This window comes from Acinetobacter sp. X9, assembly GCF_054889255.1.
Genome location: NZ_CM142679.1, coordinates 3,236,119 through 3,256,367, shown reverse-complemented (window position 1 = coordinate 3,256,367; position 20,249 = coordinate 3,236,119). Strand labels below are relative to the sequence as shown.

The window sequence follows — 20,249 nt, the reverse complement described above, 5'->3', positions numbered from 1 at the left end:
TGACATGGAATTTATTCAAGCAAATGCAAACTGGTTGTACCTTGTTGGCGCAATCCTCTTTATCTTGACGCTTCGTGGCTTATCTGGTCCTAAAACAGCAATTCAAGGTAACCGTTACGGTATGATCGCAATGGCGATAGCAGTTGTAACAACCTTCTTTGTTGCGAATAACCCAGTTATTTGGATGATCGTTGGGGCAATGGTGTTAGGTGCAATCGTGGGTATTGCGCGTGCACGTACAGTGCCAATGACTCAAATGCCGGAAACTGTTGCGCTTATGCACTCATTGGTGGGTTTGGCTGCGGTATTAATTGCGATTGCTGCAATTTTACATAACAACCAACTTACTGAACTATTCGCTCAAAATGAGGCGGCTTTAACAGCAGCTGGCGTGCAGCATGCACACATGAGTAAGGTTCATTTATTTGAATTGTTTGTTGGTTGTTTCGTTGGTGCGATTACCTTTACTGCATCTGTGTTTGCGTATGGTAAATTGGCTGCGAAAAAATGGGCTAAAACAATTTCTGGTGCATGGGTTAAACCTGTTCAAGCACTTATCTTTGTTGCGATGTTGGCTTGTGGTTTCTACTTCTTTACAACTGGCAACATGACTGCTTTCTGGGCAATGACAGCACTTGCACTTGCATTTGGTTGGGTTTGGATTGCACCAGTGGGTGGTGGTGATATGCCTGTAGTGGTATCACTTCTTAACTCATTCTCTGGTTGGGCAGCGGCAGGTATTGGTTTTACTCTTGAAAACAACATGTTGATCGTTGCGGGTTCGCTTGTAGGTTCATCTGGTGCGATTCTGTCGTACATCATGTGTAAAGCAATGAACCGTTCGATCATCAATGTATTGTTTGGTGGAGCAATGGGTGGTGCAGCAGTTGCATCTGCAGATAAAGGTGAACAAGTTCAACGTAACTACCGTTCAGGTTCTGCTGATGATGCTGGCTTCTTAATGTCAAATGCGGACAGCGTTGTAATTGTACCGGGTTATGGTATGGCGCAAGGTCGTGCTCAAAATGCGGTAAAAGAGTTGTGTGAACTTTTGAAAGAACAGGGTGTAACGGTTCGCTTTGCAATCCATCCGGTTGCAGGTCGTATGCCTGGTCATATGAACGTACTACTTGCTGAAGCGGACGTAGCATATGAAGACATTTTGGAAATGGATGAGATCAACTCAGACTTCCCTGCAACTGACGTAGTACTTGTAATTGGTGCAAACGACGTTGTAAACCCAGCTGCAAAAGATGATCCAAGCTCACCAATTTATGGTATGCCGATTCTTGAAGCTCATAAAGCGCGTACAATCATGGTGATTAAGCGTTCTATGGCAACTGGTTATGCTGGTCTAGACAACGATTTGTTCTATAATGAAAAAACAATGATGATCTTTGGTGATGCTAAGAAAGTTGTTGAAGATATGACAAAAGCAATTAATGGTACAGGCCACTAAGTTGCTTTGAAATAAAAAAACCACCTTCGGGTGGTTTTTTTATTTGAGCTGGTTTTTTAAAGAAATTTTTCTACAAGATCCATCGATTGTTGATACAGGTCACGTGCCAGTTGCTGATTTTTAGCATGTGATGATTTCCAGTCTGGCATATGTGCACTCACATATTCACCATTACGGTTCTGCCATGCATCTCCAGTTGCCATTTCTGTAATGAGTTTTGCTGGAACTGAGGTTGGGACTAAGCCTAATTTCATCGCCGCATAGACAGGTTTGGGTAAGTCGCGATAAATATCAGAAGCGACACCGCCCGGATGTAATGCATTATTGGTAATTGAACTTCCGGCTAACTGTTCTGCTAATGCATTGCTGAATAGCAAATTCGCAAGCTTTGATTGACCATAATAGAACAGGGGATTGTAAAAGCCTTCTGCGCGAAATTTATTGGGTTTAATTGAACCAACCCAGTGAGCAATAGATGCAAGATGGATAATGCGCGCTTTATGAGATTGTTGTAAAACTGGGAGTAGTTTTTGAGTTAATAAAAAATGGCCTAAATAATTAACCCCAAATTGTTGCTCAAAGCCTTCACTGGTTAACTGTTTGGTTTTGGCAAATAAACCTGCATTATTAATAAGTACATCAAGGTTGCCATAGCGATCAGCAATTTCATCGGCAGCTTTTCTAGCTAATTCAAGACTATTTAAGTCGAGAGAAACGACATCGACTTGTCCTTGGTTAAGTGAGCGTAGTTTGTTTTGTGCCTCTTGCGCTTTTTGAGGATTTCGACATGCCAAAATCACATGTTGCTCTTGTTTAACAAGTTGTTCTGCTGTTGCGAAACCTATGCCTGTATTGGCACCAGTAATTAATATCTTCACTTTCTGTACTCCGGTTATGCTATTTATTGGTGGGGACTTCAAGAATTTGTATAGTGCTGTAAATTTGACAATTTGTCATGTCAAATTTAGATATATGTGATGATTGGTGTTTTGGGGAATAGGTGCGGGTATTTGAAATTAATTAAAGTTGCTGTTATATAAATAAAAAAAGCGGCTCAAAAGAGCCGCTTTTTTTAAAAGCAAAATTTTAAGCAACCGACTCTGGAGCGGTACGCCATAAGCTTTCTAAATCATAGAATTTACGAGCTGTTGGTAGCATTACGTGTACTACAACAAAGCCGAGATCAATTAAGATCCATTCTGCATCTCGTTCACCTTCAACGCCAATCGGGCGGAAACCGGCTTTTCGAGCTTCTTCTGCAACATTGTCAGCAAGTGCTTTGACATGGCGAGTAGAAGTGCCACTTGCAATTACAATAGCATCAGCGACATTGCTAATTGAGCTAACATCTAACTGGAGAATATCTTTTGCTTTTACATCAACTAAAGCGTCGTGGACGACTTTGAGGCAAGCTTGTACGTCTTTATTTGAGGTGTTCATTGCGAAATCGTGAGAATTAGACACGCTGGGCGATGGTTCTAAATTCATATAGGGTATATTTTCCTGACAATTACTCACTATCTAATATAGTGGTTTTCGTACTAAATTTCAAACAGAAGTCGTAACAGTTTATATATTTACATCATCAGAAAAGTATTTTTTCTTCCATGTAAACGACTGATTTGAACCATTTTCAGGTTTATATTCCGCTGCAATATAGTTCTGATATGAACTTTGCTTTAACCAAGAAAAAATTTGTTCATAAGGAATTTGAGCTGTATCAGGCTCATGGCGGCCCGGACAGTCCGCAAATTGAATATGTCCAATTAAGTTAATATTCTCTTGCAAACCCTCAAGTACATCTTCACCCATCATGGCCATGTGATAGCAGTCATATTGCATTTTGAGGGCAGGGTGATTGACTGCTTCTAGCATTTCTTGGCCCTGCGCAATGTTCTGCACCAAAAAGCGAGGCATATCCGTGCCATTAATCATTTCAAAAACGGGTTCTATATCATGTTCACTGAGTAAGTTGCAGGCAAGTTTTAAATTGGCTGCTAGTGTTTTTAAACAAGGAAGCAAGTCTGCATCTAGTGGTTGTTTGCCCGCTAAAATATTAACACGAGGAACGTTTAAAGCCGTGGCATAGCTAATAGCCAATTCTAATGCCTCATGGAAAGCTGTTTCTTGGCCAGGAATGCCTGCTAAACCGTTTCCACCTTGCATAAGATCACCGGTAGGCACATTAATTAAACAAAGGTTGAGGTTATAGCGTTCGAGTTGAGTTTGAATATCTGCAATAGACAATTCATAAGGGAATTGAATTTCGACATATTCAAAGCCCTGAGCATGGGCCAGAGCAAAGCGTTCAATTAAAGGAACTTCGGTAAAAATCATGGATAAATTGATTGCAAGACGACCCATACTCAAACTCCGTTTATTTTTGCTCTATTAATTGAATCATAGTAGCTAAATCTTTCTCGGCAAAGCCATTTTTTTGGTGAGTTTGTAGCTGTAATAGAGCTTTTTGTGCAACTGGGATATCTAAATTAACATTGTTAGCCAATGTTACTGCGTTGTTAAGATCCTTTGATAATGTTTGAACTTTCCACTGAACAGGTTCAAAGGTATGAGTTGCCATACGTGGGGTGAGAATTTGAAAAGGTTTTGAATCTGCAAATCCACCTGCTAAGGCTGGAGCGAGCAAAGTCGTATCTACACCCGCTCGATCTGCAAGCGCAACAGCTTCTGCAATAAGAGCACTGTTGGCTGCAACAATGAGTTGATTGCAGATTTTGGTGGCTTGGCCAGTTCCTGTGTCTCCCATTCGTGTTACACGTTGAGATAAGACATTATAAACAGGCGTTAATTCTGTAATGATTTGAGCATCACCACCTGCAAAAATAACAAGCGTGCCTTGTTCAGCACCAGCGGTTCCACCCGATACAGGTGAATCAATCCAAGTAACGTCATGCGCGGAAGCTGCTTGAGCAAGCATTTTTGTTGCAGTAACAGATAAGCTTGAGAAATCAACAATTACCTGTTTAGCTTTTAAGTTCGGCTGAATTTGTTTAAATACTGCCTCTACGGCTTTGTCATCTGCTAGACAGATTAAAATAACAGGATATTCGCCAATATTTATAAGATCTAGAGGCTGTGCGCCGATATCAATCAGTTCTTCACATGCAGAAAAGGTTCGATTCCAAACCGCAACTTGAAAGCCAGCTTGAATAAGGCGGGTTGCCATGCGGCTCCCCATAAGCCCTATACCTAAAAAAGCAATAGGGGTGTTGCGATCAAAATTCATAATCTAAGCTCTTTATTTATATTGGCGTGGTAAAAAATTAACTTCTGGATGTTTGTCTTTTTTACGAGCAAGTTTGCTATTTTTACCAAGTAATAATTTAAGTTGCCAGATTTTTTCTAGACGCAATGACTTTTCAGGTTGGTGTTCCATTGCATCAAGTACACGTTTTGCAGCAGTGAGAGCATCAGGTGAGCGTTGTAACATTTCAGTGGCAATTTCATTTGCTTTTTCTAGTGGAGAGTTGCTTAAATGAGTCACAAGACCAATTTCTTTTGCATAATTCCCATCAAAAACACGGGCTGTTAAGGTGAGTTCTTTTGCAAGGTCAACACCAATTAAGCCTTTCAATGAGCGAGTAAGTCCCATATCTGGAACTAAGCCCCAACGGCTTTCCATAATCGACATTTTAGTGTCTGGATGAGAAATGCGAATATCAGCTGCTAAGGCAAGTTGCATTCCGGCACCAAAACAATATCCTTCAAGAGCTGCAATCACAGGTACAGGTAAATTTTGCCAAATCAGGAATGCTTTCTGGAAGAGGCTTTGGCCAGGTTTAACAAGCTCCCAAATGGCAAAAGCGGAGTTTTTCGGATTATTCAGATCAGATAAATCAATTCCAGCACTAAAAACTTGTGCTTCCCCTGTCAAAATCACACAGCGGATATCTCTATCTTTTTTAATGGCTTTTGCTGTTGAAACGAGTTCTTTGAGAAGGGCAAAACTCATGGCGTTACGTTTATCAGGACGGTTTAGATAAACTGTTGCAATGCCATTATTCTTTTCAATACGTAAAAGTGCCATGAAATTCCCGCTTATTTTTTTATCGATAAGCGGAGCATAACATGGCTGTAATTTGGAAACATGACAGCTCAGTCATACCATTTGGTAGATATGCTAGTCAGGAATCACCAAGATTTGGTGGGCTGCACTTTCCACTTCTTTAACAACAAGTCCTAACTCATCAAAGCGTCTCATAACTTCTTCAATAAATCCTTCATCGGCTATACGGCGTTCTTTGCGTAGTGTTGAAATAAATTGCTCAAAATCACCTGTCACTTGTTGCAGTTTTGGAGTACCTACATAGCGGGTAGCACCATAAAGACGATGTAAAACATGCTCAAGTTGAGGGAAGTCTTCAAGCTCGATGAGCTGCTGCATTTCGTCTAGCTCAGTTGGGAAACTATCAACTAACATTTTAAGTAAATCTTGAGCAAGATCTTCTTTATTTGCTGCAAGCTGCAAACTTTGTTGCCAGTTTAGAATTTCTGGGTCTAATGCTTCTGCAACGACATGATGGTCTTTATCTAGAGCTTTTGATGTAAAGTTGTTTTTGGTCCATTGCGTTAAAATTTGGATAATTTGTTCCATTTGAATTGGCTTGGTAACATAGTCATTCATGCCTACTTTGAGGAGTTTTTGCTTTTCATCAGCAAGGGCATGCGCTGTTAATGCAATAATTGGAAGCTGCATTTCACCATCTAAAGTCGACTCTAATGAGCGAATAGCGCGAGTTGTATCAATACCTGACATAACAGGCATTTGAATATCCATGAATACTAGATCAAATGGTTTGAGTTTCTGATCGATTCGCTCTTGAATCAGATTAAGCGCTTCTTGACCGCTGAGAGCTTTAGTTGTTCTAACGTTGAGTTCGCCTAGCAAGGCTTCTAAAACAATTAAGTTAGGTAAATGGTCATCGACTGCCAGAATGTGTAAACCTTGACCATTAAAATCTTGTTGCTCCTCTTCAAAAATAGGCTGATCATTTAATAATTGAATGAGTCCGCTTCGACTTAATGGTTGATATAAAGGGCGAGCACGATATTCATTGAGCATATTTGGCTCAAGTGTCATTTGATAGCCATAGACTGCCAAATTGCCTTGATAACGACTACGGATTTCTTTTAATAACGCTTCAGTATCGCCGCTGTGATCAACAATGAGCCATGTATTATCTTTTTGATCAAGATGTTTTAAACGACTAAATAAGTCCAGAATCGATTGTGTCTCGATATGAGGAACATGATAGTTCTCAAGGTAATAACGTAAAACACTTGCTGTAGCAGGGTGGGCAAGATAAGACACCACTTGTAAATGTTCAAAGTGCGGGTGTTCAATCTCGTAATCTTCATCTACTACAAATTGTGCGGTAAACCAGAAGGTTGAACCTTTTTCTGTTGGAGCACGTTCCTGATTGTCCTCAAAGCCAATTTGGCCATGCATGAGATGAACGAGCTGTTTAGAGATCGCAAGACCTAAACCTGTACCACCAAATTGACGTGTAACGGATGCATCACCTTGCGAGAATGATTCAAATAATTTTTTACGATCTGTACCGCTTAAACCAATACCACTGTCTTGAACACTAAAATGAAGTAGGCACTGTCCGATATCATCATGCTCCATACGAACACGAACAATAATTTCGCCATCTGGAGTGAACTTAATCGCATTCGAAATCAAGTTAGTCAGAATTTGTTTGAAGCGTAAAGCATCACCAATCACTTGTTGTGGAATATTGTCGGCATAGTAAAAAGCCATAGCGATATGCTTTTGGGCAGCCAGTGGAGACAGCATATCCATGACGTCAAAGACGGCTTCTTCTAAATCAAACGGCGCTGTTTCGAGCTCTAATTTACCAGCATCAATTTTTGAGAAATCTAATACATCATTAATTAATGCCAATAAATGGGCTGATGACTTGCGAATAGTTTGCAGGTAAAGATTTTGTTCGTTATTTAGGTTTTGTTGACGAAGTAATAAATGAATAAAGCCATCAATACTGTTTAAAGGCGTTCGAAGCTCATGACTAATATTGGCAAGAAAAACCGATTTGGCTTGGTTTGAAGAAATCGCTTGGTCACGTGCTTGACGATAGGTAATGTTTTGAACTTCTAAGGTATCTAGCGTTCTGCGTAAGTCTTCTTCGGTTTGTTCGGTGTGTTCTTTTAACTCTAAAAAGCTAAAGTGCAATCGTTTAACAACGTTTGCAATATCACGCTGTAATAAGCGCAATTCACCCGTACTGTTAATGACCATATGCTGGTCCAACGTGTCTGCATTTAAACGTTGCAACTGCATGCGAATTTCGTACATCGGTGCAATCCACCGACGCGAATAAAAATTCAAGCAAAGTAAAAGTAACAGTAAGGTCATTAAGCCAGTAATGACGAGGGCAATCAAAATACGGTAACGTGCCAATTCTAGTGGCTGATTATCCATTTCAATCACAAGCCAGACAGGTGCTTTTCCGGGTGTGTCGCTAATCCGCTGTCCATAAATATTGTTGTGGTTATAAGAGATTGGACCAAAAAAATTATTTTTTTCAGTAAAGTTTGGCCAATAACGATTGTCTCGATAACCGATACTTAAATAAGTCTGACCATTGCTATCAATTAACGCAGCACGTTTTAGATTTTTTTCATTAAACATGCTTTGCATGATGTGCTGAGCATGGTCATATTCATCGGGCTGTAGTTCAACTAGGTGGTATAAATCTAGTGCGATTTGATTATAGCGGGCTAAAATTGCTGAGGCATGATGTAGCTGTTGTTGTTTTACTGAATGCGAGGTTTCAGTTAAAACCAGAAAAGCACCAACACACGTTAAAATCATAATGGGCACAAAAATAAGAGCAATCAATTGCCCATATGCGTGATTCAGACGTAAGCGTTTCGATAAGGTTTTATTGAAATTAGACATGGCTACATCAGATTTATCTCTCTGTACGGCATCTTATCACGCTTTATTTTAAAACAGACGGCATTTTATAAATGACCGAGCTTTAATCGCTTTCATGAAAAAGCATATTGAAATGGGTGCAGTACCGAGCATTTTTTCATACAATAGGCCCACCTCGATATAGGTGTTGATCATGAGTAATACACAACCTGATTTTTTAGCTGACGAATTTTTGTTAGATCACTATGTAGGTAAGACACCTCTAGTTCGTTTGCAGCGCTTGGCGTGTCACACGCAGGCAACGGTTTTAGCAAAATTGGAAGGTAATAATCCGGCAGGTTCTGTAAAAGACCGTCCAGCATATAACATGATTATGCAGGCAGAAAAACGTGGTCAAATTAAGCCAGAAGATACCTTAATTGAGGCAACCAGTGGAAACACGGGTATTGCTTTGGCTATGGTTGCGGCAATGCGCGGCTATAAAATGAAACTTATTATGCCGAACAATATGAGCCAAGAGCGTAAAGACGCAATGTTGGCTTATGGCGCAGAGCTGATTGAAGTGACACCACAGCAAGGAATGGAAGGTGCACGTGATTTAGCCTTACAAATGGAAAAAGAGGGTAAGGGGCACGTTTTAAATCAGTTTGGTAATCCTGATAATGTTGAAGCTCATTATCTAACGACTGGTCCTGAAATTTGGAAACAAACAGGTGGAAAAATTACCCATTTTGTGAGTTCAATGGGCACAACCGGTACCATTATGGGTGTTTCTAAATATTTAAAAGAACAAAACCCAGATATTCAAATTGTTGGTTTACAGCCTGCAGACGGATCAAGTATTGCCGGTATTCGCCGTTGGCCAAAAGAATACTTGCCTACTATTTTTGATAGTAGCCGTGTGGATCGTATTATTGATATTCCACAAATTGAAGCTGAAAAAACTATGCGTAAATTAGCTCGTATGGAAGGTGTTAGTGCTGGTACATCTTCAGGCGGTGCAGTTTGGGCATCAATCAAAATTGCAGAAGAAAATCCGGATGCTGTTATTGTTTGCATTATCTGTGACCGTGGCGATCGCTACTTGTCTACAGGTCTGTTTTCAGTACAGGACGATAACTCATAATTGAGAGAAATAATGCGTTTCCCTACCTTAGTTTTTGATATTGAAACTTTAACTGATTTAAAAGCGGGTGCGCATTTATATCATCTTGATTTACCTGAGGCCGATGTAGAGCAAGCATTGACGAAAATCCGTCGCCAAGAATCTGGTATGGACTTTCAGCGTTTGCCTTTACATGAAATTGTTTGTATTTCTGGCTTATGGATCGATGAGTCTGGTTTTCGATTATTTTCTTTTAGTCGAGAACAATATTCTGAAGCAGAAATTTTACAGAAATTTTTATCTATTTTTGATAAGCGCCATCCGACTCTAGTAAGCTGGAATGGTTCACAATTTGATTTACCAGTTATCCTATTTCGCGCTATGTATCATGGGCTATCTGCCCCCGGTCTGTTTGATCAAGGCGAGATTGATAGCCAGAAGCGTTTTAATAATTACCAAAACCGTTATCACCATCGCCATATAGACTTAATGGACGTTATGGCAATGTTTAATGGCCGTAATTTTCAAAAGCTTGACGATATTGCCTGTATTTTAGGTTTGCCGGGTAAGCGTGGTGAGTCGGGTTATCATGTGCCTGAATATGTTCGTAATCAACAGTGGTTAAAATTAACGAGCTATTGTGAAGGGGATGTGCTCAATACGTGGTTTATTTATTTGCGTTGGTTAGTACTAAAAGGCCAATTAAATGCAGATGAACATAACCATTGGATTAGTTCGAGTATTGAATATTTACAGACCATGCCACAGCAGGCTGATTTCCTTGAAGTATGGGAACGCACTTCAAAACATACTGAATTTACTTCTCACTATTTTAATTCTTCAGATTTTTAGGTTCATTCTTTGAAACAACAAGCCAAATCTCGCAACCTTCAACAACCAGAATATATTTTTCAGGTTGAAACACTTTCTCATGAGGGGCGGGGAATTGCGCATTATGGTTCTCATCCAGATCATCCGGCAGATAAGCATGGCAAAAAAGTTTTTATTCGTTATGCATTGCCAGGAGAAACTGTAAAAGCTCGGATTACCCATCAAGCGAAGCGTCTTGAAGAAGCTGAAATGTTGCAGTTGTTAGGAGAACCTTCATCATATCGTATCGAAGCAATTTGTCCTCATTATGGGATCTGTGGTGGATGTAGCATGCAGCATATTCACCCTGATGAACAAATCCGTTTAAAACAAAGTGTACTTCAGTCACATTTACAACATTTTGCAGGTATTCAGCCTGAACAGTGGTTAGAACCGATTCGATCTTTACAAAGCGATTATCGTCGTCGTGCTCGAATCGGTGTGCGCTATTTGCCAAAACCAGATCGCTTAATTATGGGTTTTCGCGAACATCATAGTAATCGTCTAACTTCGATTCATAGCTGTAGTGTTTTGGATAAAAACTTATCAAATAGTCTGCCTGAGTTACGCACTTTACTCCAAAGTCTAAAAGGCAAAGCACATATTGGTCATGTAGAATTAGCAAAAGGTGATCATGAAGTTTCTTTATTGGTTCGTCATGTAGAAAAATTAAACAATTTTGATGTCAACCAATTAAAGCAATTTGCGTTACACAAAGGGTGGCAATTGTATTTGCAACCTAAAGGTCCGGAAAGTATTCATCGTATTGATGATGAACAAGGTGCTTTACGTTTACATTATGCCTTGGAGAGGTTTAATGTAAATTTTGCTTTTTCGCCATTGGATTTTACTCAGGTCAATGCCACAGTAAATCAACAGATGGTTCAATTGGCATGTGAATTGCTTCAGTTGCAACCAGGTGAAAAGGTACTTGATCTATTTTGCGGTTTGGGCAATTTCTCACTCCCGTTAGCACGATGTGTTGGTGAGAGTGGTCAGGTTGTCGGTGTTGAAGGGAGTGAAGAAATGGTGCAGCGAGCAACAGCTAATGCGAAATGCAATAGTTTGGTGCAAGCAACCTTCTTTTCACAAGATTTAACAAAAGATTTTTCGCATCATTCTTGGGCAAATCAAGGATTTGATGCATTATTGATTGATCCTCCTCGTGCTGGTGCATATGAAATTATGCAGTATGTATCAAATTTTGGAGCAAAAAGAATCGTTTATGTATCATGTAATCCAGCTACACTGGCAAGGGATGCGGGTGTTTTGGTCCAATATGGTTACCAGTTAAAAAAAGCAGCAGTGATGGACATGTTTACGCATACCGAACATGTTGAATCCATTGCACTATTTGAAAAAATTCAAGAGATAAACGATTAAAAACATGAGTTACATATTGAGGAGAATGGTATGGTCACAGTACGTGAACAGTTACCTGAACAACTAACCGAGTTGTCAGAGGAAACGACTGTAGAGCATGCCGCCGAAACGCAAATCGGTTTAGCCTCATGGTTGGATCGGGTGCGTGAAATATTAGATGGGGCGGAGCTTGAACAACTTGAAAAAGTCGCTCATTTAACCCTGCAAAAAGAGTTAGATTCAACGGTTAATCATCGTTCCAATACTTTTGCTACAGGCGTTGGAATGGCCGATATTCTGGCACATCTTCACGTAGATGAAGATACTTTATCAGCAGCAATGCTTTATCGTAGTGTGCGTGAAGGCATTACCGATATAGAAGAAGTAAAACAGAAATTCGGAGAGCAAGTTTACAACCTTGTCAAAGGTACTTTGGCAATGGGTAAACTCTCAGAACTTATTGAAAAAAATAAACGGTTAGAAGATCACTTTAATAATAATCAACGAGAACATCTAAGCGGCATTTATAAAATGCTGATTTCGGTGACCGAAGATGTTCGTGTTGTTTTAATTAAACTTGCTGAACGTACTTATTCTTTGCGAGAGCTTGCAAATTCCTCTCGTGAACGCCAAGAACGTGTAGCGCGTGAAATCCTTACTATTTATTCGCCGTTGGCACATCGACTCGGTATTGCTCAGCTTAAATGGGAACTTGAAGATCTAGCGTTTCGCTATTTGGCTCCAGATCGTTATAAAGAGATTGCTTCATTACTCAATGAAAAGCGTTTAGAGCGTGAGCATTATATTCAGTTCGTCATTGACCGTTTGAAAAATGAGTTAGCGTCTTACGGCATTGAAGCTGAAATTACAGGGCGTGCAAAACACATTTATTCGATTTATCGAAAAATGAAGAGCAAAAACCTGAGCTTCGACCAACTTTATGACATTCGTGCCTTACGTGTGTTGGTCAATAGTGTGCCAGAGTGCTACCACTCTTTAGGTATCGTACATCAAATCTGGCGTCATATTCCGCACCAGTTTGATGACTATATTACCAACCCGAAAGCCAATGGTTATCGTTCTTTGCATACGGCTGTAATTGCTGAAAATAAATCTCTTGAAGTGCAAATTCGTACTCATGAGATGCATGATGAAGCAGAGTTAGGCGTATGTTCACACTTTAACTATAAAGAAGGTTCAAAGAATACCGACCATTCTTTTAACCATCGTTTGCATTCGTTACGTGCTGTTTTAGAACACTATCAAGAACGTAATGAAACGACGGTACATCAAAACGAAGATGAAACAGAAGGCTTTGACCAGTTACAAGACTTTGAAGGCTTTGAGAAGATTTATGTTTTCAGTCGTGATGGTGATATTAAAGAGTTGCCGCGTGGTTCCACAGTTTTAGATTTTGCCTATCATGTGCATACAGAAGTAGGGAATAAGTGTTATGCAGCGCGGGTCAACCAGCGTTATGTGCCACTTACCTATACTTTAAAAACGGGTGAGCAGGTTGAAATTTTAACTAAAAAAGATCGTGAACCAAACCGTGACTGGTTGGTGAACTCTCTGGGTTATATCAAAACCTCTCGTGCACGTGACAAGTTGCGTCATTGGTTTAGACAGCAAGACCGTAGTAAGAATCTTGAAGTAGGCCGAGAACTGCTTAATAAAGAGTTGGCTCGTCTTGCGATTCACCCAAAAAGTATCGACCTAAATGATTATTCATCACATTTTAATGTGAAGACTGGCGACGACATTTTGGTGAATCTGGTCAGTGGCGATATTAGCTTACATGCCCTGATTAATCAGGTGAACCGCCAAATGCATCTAGATCAGGATGAGCCTGAACTAGTACTTAAACCAACATTAAATCCACGTGCCAGCCATACGCTATCAGCACATGGCATTTTAATTGATGGTTTAGATAATGTAGAGCTGCACATCGCTCAGTGCTGTCAGCCAGTGCATGGTGAATCAATCGCTGGATATATTACTTTGAACCGTGGTGTCAGCATCCATAAAGTCATTTGCTCTGACTATCAGCGTATGATTAAGCAAGAGCCAGAGCGTGCTGTTGAAGCTGATTGGGAAATGCAGCCAACACGCGGTCAAAGCGTTCAGATTGTGGTGGAAGCTTATGATCGTCGTGGTCTGCTTAAAGACTTAACTCAAGTGATTTTCTCTGACCAAATCAATATTCGTCAGGTCAATACAATTTCTGAGGCAGATGGTATTGCTAATATGAAGTTGCTCATTGAGGTTAAAGGTTTAGCGCAGCTTTCACGTTTATTGGCTCGCCTAGAGCAGCAACCTGGAATCATTAGTGCACGACGCATGATTCAAGGTGTTTAATAAATTAAATAAAAAGGCTGTCAAATGACAGCCTTTTTATTTACCAGCGAATTGGTTTTTCGCTAGAACCTGAAGGAAGATCTGCATCTGATAATGGTGAAGAATTTACCTCATTATCAAAACTATCTTCGTTTTGAGAGTAATGATTTGATTTCAAAGATAAACCACGCAATACATCATTAACGACTTGATCTGCGAAAATTTCGGTACTAGAAGGTGGGGTATCTTGTGTGACTAAATTGCCAACATTTGCTTGTGGTGGTTGCTTAATAGAACCAGCTGCTGCAATTTTGCCTGTATTTACTTCAATTACACGCCAGTTTAATTTAATCGCATCACGTTCGGCTGGAACTGCGCCGTAAAAAGATTGACCTTGAACCGTGCGGGCTTCATTAATTCTACCAACAAGAATATAGTCTGCACCCACTTTTTGGGCAATTCTTGCCATTTCGGATGGCGCACCATCCCAAGCGAGGAATGCATTTTCGCTTGCCATCTCTTCAATATAATCTCGACTTACTAAACTTAGTTGTCGTGAATTTGCCATTTGCGTACCAATTAGATCCGCTACTTCCTGCACAAACTCATATGGGTCTTCACCCGATGCTAAGTTAAATTTTGACTCAACTACTTGAAAAGGAAAAACTGCGATTCTTCGTAAATGTTGATCAGCTACATTTGATTGATATTTACTAATATAAGCTCGAACGCGGGCTTTATAATTTTTACCTGAACCAGAAACACTAAGCACTTGAAAACGGTTAATTGCACCTGAAGACTCTGTTTGTACACTGAACACAGGTGAGCTTTTGCCTTGATATGACCAGTGGTGATCTGTCATAACCATATTAACTTCTTCAGCCATCCCCATTTGTGAACTTACTTTTGTTCCATTCACAGATTGAGCTGCTGTCAATAAAGCTTCTGCAATAGCTTGTTGCTGGGTTGGTCCACTACCTGAAGCTTCTTTCATCACTTCTTGTAACGCGGCAAAACTTGAGGTGGCAGTAAGACTTAATAGTACTGCGCAAAATATTTTTCTCATAAAGGCTCTTTTTATTCATAGAGCATAGCAATTAATAATTGCCATGCTATAAAGGATTATTTAGAAAAGCTTATAAGCCGAATGTAGATTTTTTTGCAGATTTGCGAATTTCTTTTTCACTGGTCCATTCAACGATTCCAGTTTTTAAATTCAGTAGTTTTAAAGTGAATTTATAGTAAACATCACTCTTGCCGCCCGAGTTTTTAACGATGCTAGATAAATTACCATTCAGCATATACTCAGCACCAATCTGTGAACCAGATTTTACTGCAGTACGTTTATCTACCATTCCGCTACGTTGTTGATACGCCATCTGGTCGGCTACTGCACCCACAGAAGTCATGTCTACAAAGCGGAATTTTCCTGAATTGATTAGACGGTTTTGAATTGTATCGGTAATAGACTCTGTATCGATATGTTCTTGAGATTTGTTTTTAATTTTGTCAACAAATAAAACAGGACGACGATTTTTGGTCATATCAATAATTGGTGGGAAGGCAAGCATGTCATCCACCATTTTTGTCGCAATTTGCTGTAAGTCCGTAGAACCAAAATCTTTTGTTAAAGTTTCAACAGATTGCGCATCACCATAGCTAACGGTTTGTGAAGCACAACCAGAAAAAAGTGCAGCGCTACTCATTGCTGTAATTATGAATAGTGATTTAATTTTCATTAAAATGTCCTGTATCTATCTTTAAATAATATTGTGAATTTAGGTTTAAAAACTTAATCTTTTTTCATGTAAATCAATACATCGACTGCACTAGGGTTAGGTGCAACTGACTGAACAGTTTTAACTTCACGACCTTGTAAGCTAATAGGTTTCCAAATTGCGCCTTCTGGATTAATTTCAGTTCCTTCCGCATCAAACCATACAACTTTGTATTGGAAGTCTTGGGCATAGAACCAACCATTTTTCAATGCAAGTGAAGCGCGTTTGATGTCACCTAAAGTCGTCATGTTGATTCGACTAACACCAATACGGGTAGCTAAAACAGGGTTGCTGGTCTGTGTACGAACAGTACTTTTGCCTGTTACGCTATCTGTTTTCGTTTGCATAGCATTTGGAGCTGTACAACCTGTAAAAAACGCAGATGCAATTGAGAGTAGGCTCAAATAAATTACGGCCTTTTTCATTTTGAATATCCTTTAATCATTAATGAGTAATAGCAAAACTATCGGTTAAAATTTCTTGATTTGCTTCTATGCCATGAATAAACACAGTTTGATTTGGCTTCACATCAATATTGAGTTCTTGAGTCATATAGCCATTTTTTAGTTGGATAGTATGAGTGCCTGTTGGCAAAGTGAGACGAGCAACTTGAGCATTACTTGGTAGAGTATTCCACGCACGAACATCGGCTTTTTCAGAAGCTGTGTTGTAGATGTTCCCAGCAATTTGACCAATAGCCCCTAGGTGATTCCCAAGTTCTTTTTGGACCATATATTTTGCTGTTGTGCGCGCAATTTGCGATGTCATATTGGCAGCTACATTTTCTTTTAGGGTTTTTACAGCTAATGCACCTATATCAGTTAAGGTAGAGGTGTTAGTCATAGGTCTACCATTTACAAGTACCTGAAGACTAGTAGGGCTTTTATAAGTAGAGGGGTTGTAGCTAGCAAATGAAATATTGATCAAGCCGTTTGGAGTAGGCAATGCAAATGTATTGGGTATTTTTTGAGGTACTAGGCCTTGCTCTAAGAAAATTACAACTGGATATTGTTGAGATTTTTTACCTGAAGAGATGTCTAAGCGTTTAACATCATTTTTAATGAAGTCATTAGGCTGCAATTCATAAGCTTTTTTGAAGTCAACGAGGGCATCGTTTTCTTCTCCTAATGCTTCCCAAAGAGTGGCTGCCATGTAAAATGCATAAGCATTTTGATATGTATTTTTAACTTTCCCAGCAATTGTATCTAGGCCAGCAAAAGCTTCGTCAAAGTTCTGATTATGATCGGAACCAGCTTTTTCTTTAGCTTTTTCAGCTTCCTTCGTGTGGGCGAGTTCAATTTCACGCTGAATACGTTGGGCGATACGCATTTCTACACCAGCGCTTTCTGGATTATTGAGAGCCATAAAGTTTATGGCTTGATAAACATGCGCTAAAACTTGCTCATATTCTGGGATTTTGTAAGGAATAACACTGTCATTACTCACAAGTGAGAGAGCTTTAAATCCGAGCTCTGAGGCACTAATTTTTGCTTTATTATTTCTTTGTTCTAATAGTACAAATGCAGCTTCAAAGGATTTCTTACTTTCTTCATATTGATGATTAGCTTGTTGTAAACGACCTTTTTCAAGTAGGTAGAGTGCAGCATCGCTCCCTTTAGCTTTTTTATCTAAAAATTTATGAGTTTCTTCTGGAATGGGTTGCGTGAGGTTTGCACGGAAGCTCTGAGCGGTTTGATTGTAGTCATCAAAAAAGCCAGCTTGAGCAGTAGGTAAAACACTGCTAAATAGAATAGCCAGAAAAGTTTTTTTGTGTCGTTGTGATTGCTTAATTATTGAAAAATCTGTCACAAAAAATACTCACAAGTTTACAAAAATAAACGAACTATAATTTTGTAAAGTGAGTATTTCAATAATTTTATTAACTATTAGTTTTATTTGTTCTATTGAAGAGTAAACGCAAAGCCTTATCTAATATAGCGTTAAAGGGTTTTGAAGCTTTATATTTTAAGTGTTTGTTTGTTTGATAAATAATCTAATTAAGTTTTTATAATAATTTTAATCTTAGCTTTTAAGTTTTATTTATCGCTTTAATCATAATTAATTGGATTCTTAAATTTAAATAATTGATATGTTTATTTTTTTTAATATTCATCTTTTTTATTTGAAGGTTTTTTAATTAATATATGATGGTATTTATTTTATCGGGGTTTAAAGTTTAGAATAACTTAAAAAAAACAGTGTTTTTCGATTGTTGTATTATAAGTATATATTAAATTGTTTTGGTAAAAAGCTGTCAAATGACAGCCTTTTTACTGCAAATTACTTTCTAGATAAATAAATATTGGTGAGTCGATTTAGAAATTGTGGGCTCAACGTTGAGAGTTGATAAAGCAGTTTGGTTTTTATACCCACTGGAGTGTGGGTGGGCGTCCAAAAATGAGCTTTTTTCTCTACAAGCGTAAGCACCTGCTCAGCAATATCATTTGGGGTTAAATCTATCCCCATATTCTGAATGGTGCCTGCATCCATATTGTTAACCATTGCAGTTTGGACAAATAGCGGCATCACATCTAAAACGCGAATACCATATTTTTTCCATTCCACATCTAAACCTTCAGTAATTCCGCGAACTGCAAATTTACTAGCTGAATAAGAAATCAAATCAGCTTGCCCATAAATTGCAGAGGCTGAAGAGAGGTTGATAACGCGTGCAAAAGACGCTTGCTTTAAGTAGGGTAGAGCAGCGTGACAACCATTGATTACGCCGTTTACATTAATATTTATTGTTCTTTGGTGAGCTTTAATATCAGTCGTTTCAAACGCGCCAGAATATAAAATACCTGCATTATTTACCAAAATATTAAGTTCACCAGCCCATTCGGTAAATTCTTTTAATATGTGTTGCCACTGGCTGTAATCACTTACATCTAGATAGCCGGCACGGGCATTTGGCCCTAAGTCATTTGCTAGTTCCTGAGCAAGCGATTCATTAATATCATAAATGCCTACTTTATATCCTTGTTTGTAGAATACGCGTGCAATTTCAGCCCCAATACCTTGAGCGGCACCACTAATCAGAATACTGTATCTCATCTTTTTTCTCTTTGTCAGTACAATAGTGCGACTGATTTAATCGCTTTGATTTTGATCATAACAAATTAAAATCTTAGTTTGACTGACCGACTTTTTAAACTTGAGGGTTACCATGGATAAATTGCTTAAAATCATGCAAGAGTTACGTGAAAAATGTCCGTGGGATCAACAACAAACCCCAATGTCACTGACTAAATATGCGATTGAAGAGGCGTATGAAGTCGAGGCGGCCATCCGTCAAGGTGATATTAATGAAATTAGAAATGAACTAGGCGATTTGTTATTGCAAGTTGTGTTTCAATCACAAATGTTTAGTGAGCAAGGCGCTTTTAACTTTCAAGATGTTGTTGAGGCAATAAGTGAAAAGTTAATACGCCGTCATCCCCATGTTTTTCAGGCAGATCAATTTAATAATTTAAGCCCAGAACAAGTAAGTGAGCTTTGGAAACAAATTAAGCAACAAGAAAAACAAGGCAAGCCGCAATCAAGATTAGATGAAATTAAACATGGGCCAGCCTTGTTACAAGCACAAGAAATTCAAGCAAATGTCGCTAAGGTTGGGTTTGATTTCGAAACGGTAGAAGATGCTTATGAAAAACTAGAAGAAGAGTTGGATGAGTTTAAGCAGGCCCTAAAAAATCAAAATATTGATGAAATTCAAGACGAATTTGGAGATTGCCTGTTTTCATTAGTCAATGTTGGACGTAAACTTGCGATTTCAAGTGAAACATCACTTTTATCGACAATACATAAATTTAGAAGCCGTTTTACTTTTATTGAAGATCAAGCGCAAAAACAGCAAAGAACATTAGAGGACATGACCTTGTCTGAAATGGATGAATTGTGGAATCAGGGAAAGCGGCAGTTAAAGTTAGGGGAAAAAACACATGCAGCTCAGCATGAATCTTTGGAAGAATAAGCATAACATTTTCATTGTTTTATTTTGGAGCCTGATTTCTTCAATCTTTGTTCAGGCTCAATCTTTTGATCAAAATTTTAAGGAGTGGAAGGCTAAACAGCAGATGTATGATCAGAAGTTGAGCATGCAACAAGCCTCTCATTCTAATAGTCCAAAAAGCTCAGTTATGACTGATTCGTCAGGGCAAATACACTTGAATCAAGCCAATATTGATGAGCTTCAAAAGCTAAAAGGGATTGGTGAGAAAAAGGCACAAGCGATTATAGAATACCGACAAAAGAATGGTGGCTTTAAAAATATTGATGAATTTAAAAACGTAAAGGGTATTGGTCCAGCCATTTTTGAAAAGAATAAAACGCGTTTGACTTTATAAATCATCTGTCTGTCAATTATCATTTCATGCGCAAACTACAGAGAATCAAATTGCCCTTTGTGTG

General features: G+C 38.9%; 18 protein-coding genes. 7 read left to right on the top strand and 11 right to left on the bottom strand.

Features of this window, described 5'->3' with window-relative positions; translation table 11 throughout:
* Nucleotides 1–4 precede the first annotated feature (4 nt).
* On the top strand, nucleotides 5–1,459 hold the full coding sequence (locus tag ACYU0V_RS15505) for an NAD(P)(+) transhydrogenase (Re/Si-specific) subunit beta (protein ID WP_005079030.1): 1,455 nt from the start codon (nucleotides 5–7) through the stop codon (nucleotides 1,457–1,459).
* A 56-nt stretch (nucleotides 1,460–1,515) separates the two neighbouring features.
* Here the strand turns inward: ACYU0V_RS15505 and ACYU0V_RS15500 are convergent, their stop codons facing one another.
* From ACYU0V_RS15500 to ACYU0V_RS15475, 6 genes are all read right to left on the bottom strand, one after another.
* Complete coding sequence (locus ACYU0V_RS15500; protein WP_274862197.1) at nucleotides 1,516–2,337, bottom strand: SDR family NAD(P)-dependent oxidoreductase; 822 nt, start codon at nucleotides 2,335–2,337, stop codon at nucleotides 1,516–1,518.
* Nucleotides 2,338–2,545: 208 nt separating this feature from the next.
* A complete protein-coding gene (gene rsfS, locus ACYU0V_RS15495; RefSeq protein WP_001047580.1) occupies nucleotides 2,546–2,947 on the bottom strand; it encodes a ribosome silencing factor in 402 nt (133 codons plus the stop codon).
* 81 nt (nucleotides 2,948–3,028) lie between these two features.
* Nucleotides 3,029–3,823, bottom strand: coding sequence for a hydroxypyruvate isomerase family protein (locus tag ACYU0V_RS15490; protein WP_461848143.1), 795 nt, complete (start codon nucleotides 3,821–3,823; stop codon nucleotides 3,029–3,031).
* Nucleotides 3,824–3,836: 13 nt separating this feature from the next.
* Nucleotides 3,837–4,706, bottom strand: coding sequence for an NAD(P)-dependent oxidoreductase (locus tag ACYU0V_RS15485; RefSeq protein WP_039764274.1), 870 nt, complete (start codon nucleotides 4,704–4,706; stop codon nucleotides 3,837–3,839).
* A 12-nt stretch (nucleotides 4,707–4,718) separates the two neighbouring features.
* A complete protein-coding gene (locus ACYU0V_RS15480) occupies nucleotides 4,719–5,507 on the bottom strand; it encodes a crotonase/enoyl-CoA hydratase family protein (RefSeq protein WP_461848141.1) in 789 nt (262 codons plus the stop codon).
* A gap of 93 nt (nucleotides 5,508–5,600) precedes the next feature.
* A complete protein-coding gene (locus ACYU0V_RS15475; protein WP_019767977.1) occupies nucleotides 5,601–8,408 on the bottom strand; it encodes a GacS-like sensor histidine kinase in 2,808 nt (935 codons plus the stop codon).
* A 172-nt stretch (nucleotides 8,409–8,580) separates the two neighbouring features.
* Here ACYU0V_RS15475 and cysM point away from each other — a divergent pair, with 172 nt between their 5' ends.
* Genes cysM through ACYU0V_RS15455 form a run of 4 tightly spaced genes read left to right on the top strand, consistent with a single transcriptional unit; the run spans nucleotide 8,581 to nucleotide 14,082 of the window.
* Nucleotides 8,581–9,513 (top strand): cysteine synthase CysM, encoded by a 933-nt coding sequence (gene cysM, locus ACYU0V_RS15470; protein ID WP_461848139.1) that lies wholly within the window; start codon nucleotides 8,581–8,583, stop codon nucleotides 9,511–9,513.
* Between the two features lie 12 nt (nucleotides 9,514–9,525).
* Complete coding sequence (locus ACYU0V_RS15465) at nucleotides 9,526–10,344, top strand: 3'-5' exonuclease (RefSeq protein ID WP_005066255.1); 819 nt, start codon at nucleotides 9,526–9,528, stop codon at nucleotides 10,342–10,344.
* 9 nt (nucleotides 10,345–10,353) lie between these two features.
* Nucleotides 10,354–11,745 carry a 23S rRNA (uracil(1939)-C(5))-methyltransferase RlmD gene (gene rlmD, locus ACYU0V_RS15460; protein WP_033849292.1) on the top strand — a complete coding sequence of 464 codons (1,392 nt, stop codon included), beginning with the start codon at nucleotides 10,354–10,356 and terminating at the stop codon, nucleotides 11,743–11,745.
* Nucleotides 11,746–11,775: 30 nt separating this feature from the next.
* Entirely contained in the window at nucleotides 11,776–14,082 is a 2,307-nt protein-coding gene (locus tag ACYU0V_RS15455) for a RelA/SpoT family protein (RefSeq protein ID WP_017482389.1), read from the top strand.
* Nucleotides 14,083–14,122: 40 nt separating this feature from the next.
* Here ACYU0V_RS15455 and ACYU0V_RS15450 read toward each other — a convergent pair whose 3' ends face one another.
* The 5 genes from ACYU0V_RS15450 to ACYU0V_RS15430 all read right to left on the bottom strand — a co-directional run bounded on the left by ACYU0V_RS15450 (nucleotide 14,123) and on the right by ACYU0V_RS15430 (nucleotide 18,893).
* On the bottom strand, nucleotides 14,123–15,127 hold the full coding sequence (locus ACYU0V_RS15450; RefSeq protein ID WP_170247673.1) for a CsgG/HfaB family protein: 1,005 nt from the start codon (nucleotides 15,125–15,127) through the stop codon (nucleotides 14,123–14,125).
* 70 nt (nucleotides 15,128–15,197) lie between these two features.
* A complete protein-coding gene (gene lpoB, locus ACYU0V_RS15445) occupies nucleotides 15,198–15,800 on the bottom strand; it encodes a penicillin-binding protein activator LpoB (RefSeq protein WP_063098120.1) in 603 nt (200 codons plus the stop codon).
* A gap of 53 nt (nucleotides 15,801–15,853) precedes the next feature.
* Entirely contained in the window at nucleotides 15,854–16,264 is a 411-nt protein-coding gene (locus tag ACYU0V_RS15440) for a YcfL family protein (protein WP_063098121.1), read from the bottom strand.
* Nucleotides 16,265–16,283: 19 nt separating this feature from the next.
* Complete coding sequence (locus tag ACYU0V_RS15435) at nucleotides 16,284–17,597, bottom strand: COG3014 family protein (RefSeq protein ID WP_228308313.1); 1,314 nt, start codon at nucleotides 17,595–17,597, stop codon at nucleotides 16,284–16,286.
* Between the two features lie 522 nt (nucleotides 17,598–18,119).
* The gene (locus tag ACYU0V_RS15430) at nucleotides 18,120–18,893 is read right to left on the bottom strand and encodes an SDR family oxidoreductase (protein WP_044099459.1); all 774 of its coding nucleotides are present in this window, start codon (nucleotides 18,891–18,893) and stop codon (nucleotides 18,120–18,122) included.
* Nucleotides 18,894–19,005: 112 nt separating this feature from the next.
* Here ACYU0V_RS15430 and mazG point away from each other — a divergent pair, with 112 nt between their 5' ends.
* Both mazG and ACYU0V_RS15420 read left to right on the top strand, forming a co-directional pair.
* Nucleotides 19,006–19,812 (top strand): nucleoside triphosphate pyrophosphohydrolase, encoded by an 807-nt coding sequence (gene mazG, locus ACYU0V_RS15425; RefSeq protein ID WP_461848135.1) that lies wholly within the window; start codon nucleotides 19,006–19,008, stop codon nucleotides 19,810–19,812.
* Nucleotides 19,781–20,185 carry a ComEA family DNA-binding protein gene (locus tag ACYU0V_RS15420; RefSeq protein ID WP_213688857.1) on the top strand — a complete coding sequence of 135 codons (405 nt, stop codon included), beginning with the start codon at nucleotides 19,781–19,783 and terminating at the stop codon, nucleotides 20,183–20,185. The genes mazG and ACYU0V_RS15420 overlap by 32 nt, the downstream gene beginning before the upstream one ends.
* Nucleotides 20,186–20,249: the final 64 nt, after the last annotated feature.

Excerpts from the sequence above, each read along its gene's own strand:
- ACYU0V_RS15505 (WP_005079030.1), top strand. The coding sequence starts at position 5 with ATGGAATTTATTCAAGCAAATGCAAACTGGTTGTACCTTGTTGGCGCA.
- rsfS (WP_001047580.1), bottom strand. The coding sequence starts at position 2,947 with ATGAATTTAGAACCATCGCCCAGCGTGTCTAATTCTCACGATTTCGCA.
- ACYU0V_RS15490 (WP_461848143.1), bottom strand. The coding sequence starts at position 3,823 with ATGGGTCGTCTTGCAATCAATTTATCCATGATTTTTACCGAAGTTCCT.
- ACYU0V_RS15485 (WP_039764274.1), bottom strand. The coding sequence starts at position 4,706 with ATGAATTTTGATCGCAACACCCCTATTGCTTTTTTAGGTATAGGGCTT.
- ACYU0V_RS15480 (WP_461848141.1), bottom strand. The coding sequence starts at position 5,507 with ATGGCACTTTTACGTATTGAAAAGAATAATGGCATTGCAACAGTTTAT.
- ACYU0V_RS15475 (WP_019767977.1), bottom strand. The coding sequence starts at position 8,408 with ATGTCTAATTTCAATAAAACCTTATCGAAACGCTTACGTCTGAATCAC.
- cysM (WP_461848139.1), top strand. The coding sequence starts at position 8,581 with ATGAGTAATACACAACCTGATTTTTTAGCTGACGAATTTTTGTTAGAT.
- ACYU0V_RS15465 (WP_005066255.1), top strand. The coding sequence starts at position 9,526 with ATGCGTTTCCCTACCTTAGTTTTTGATATTGAAACTTTAACTGATTTA.
- ACYU0V_RS15455 (WP_017482389.1), top strand. The coding sequence starts at position 11,776 with ATGGTCACAGTACGTGAACAGTTACCTGAACAACTAACCGAGTTGTCA.
- ACYU0V_RS15450 (WP_170247673.1), bottom strand. The coding sequence starts at position 15,127 with ATGAGAAAAATATTTTGCGCAGTACTATTAAGTCTTACTGCCACCTCA.
- lpoB (WP_063098120.1), bottom strand. The coding sequence starts at position 15,800 with ATGAAAATTAAATCACTATTCATAATTACAGCAATGAGTAGCGCTGCA.
- ACYU0V_RS15440 (WP_063098121.1), bottom strand. The coding sequence starts at position 16,264 with ATGAAAAAGGCCGTAATTTATTTGAGCCTACTCTCAATTGCATCTGCG.
- ACYU0V_RS15430 (WP_044099459.1), bottom strand. The coding sequence starts at position 18,893 with ATGAGATACAGTATTCTGATTAGTGGTGCCGCTCAAGGTATTGGGGCT.
- mazG (WP_461848135.1), top strand. The coding sequence starts at position 19,006 with ATGGATAAATTGCTTAAAATCATGCAAGAGTTACGTGAAAAATGTCCG.
- ACYU0V_RS15420 (WP_213688857.1), top strand. The coding sequence starts at position 19,781 with ATGCAGCTCAGCATGAATCTTTGGAAGAATAAGCATAACATTTTCATT.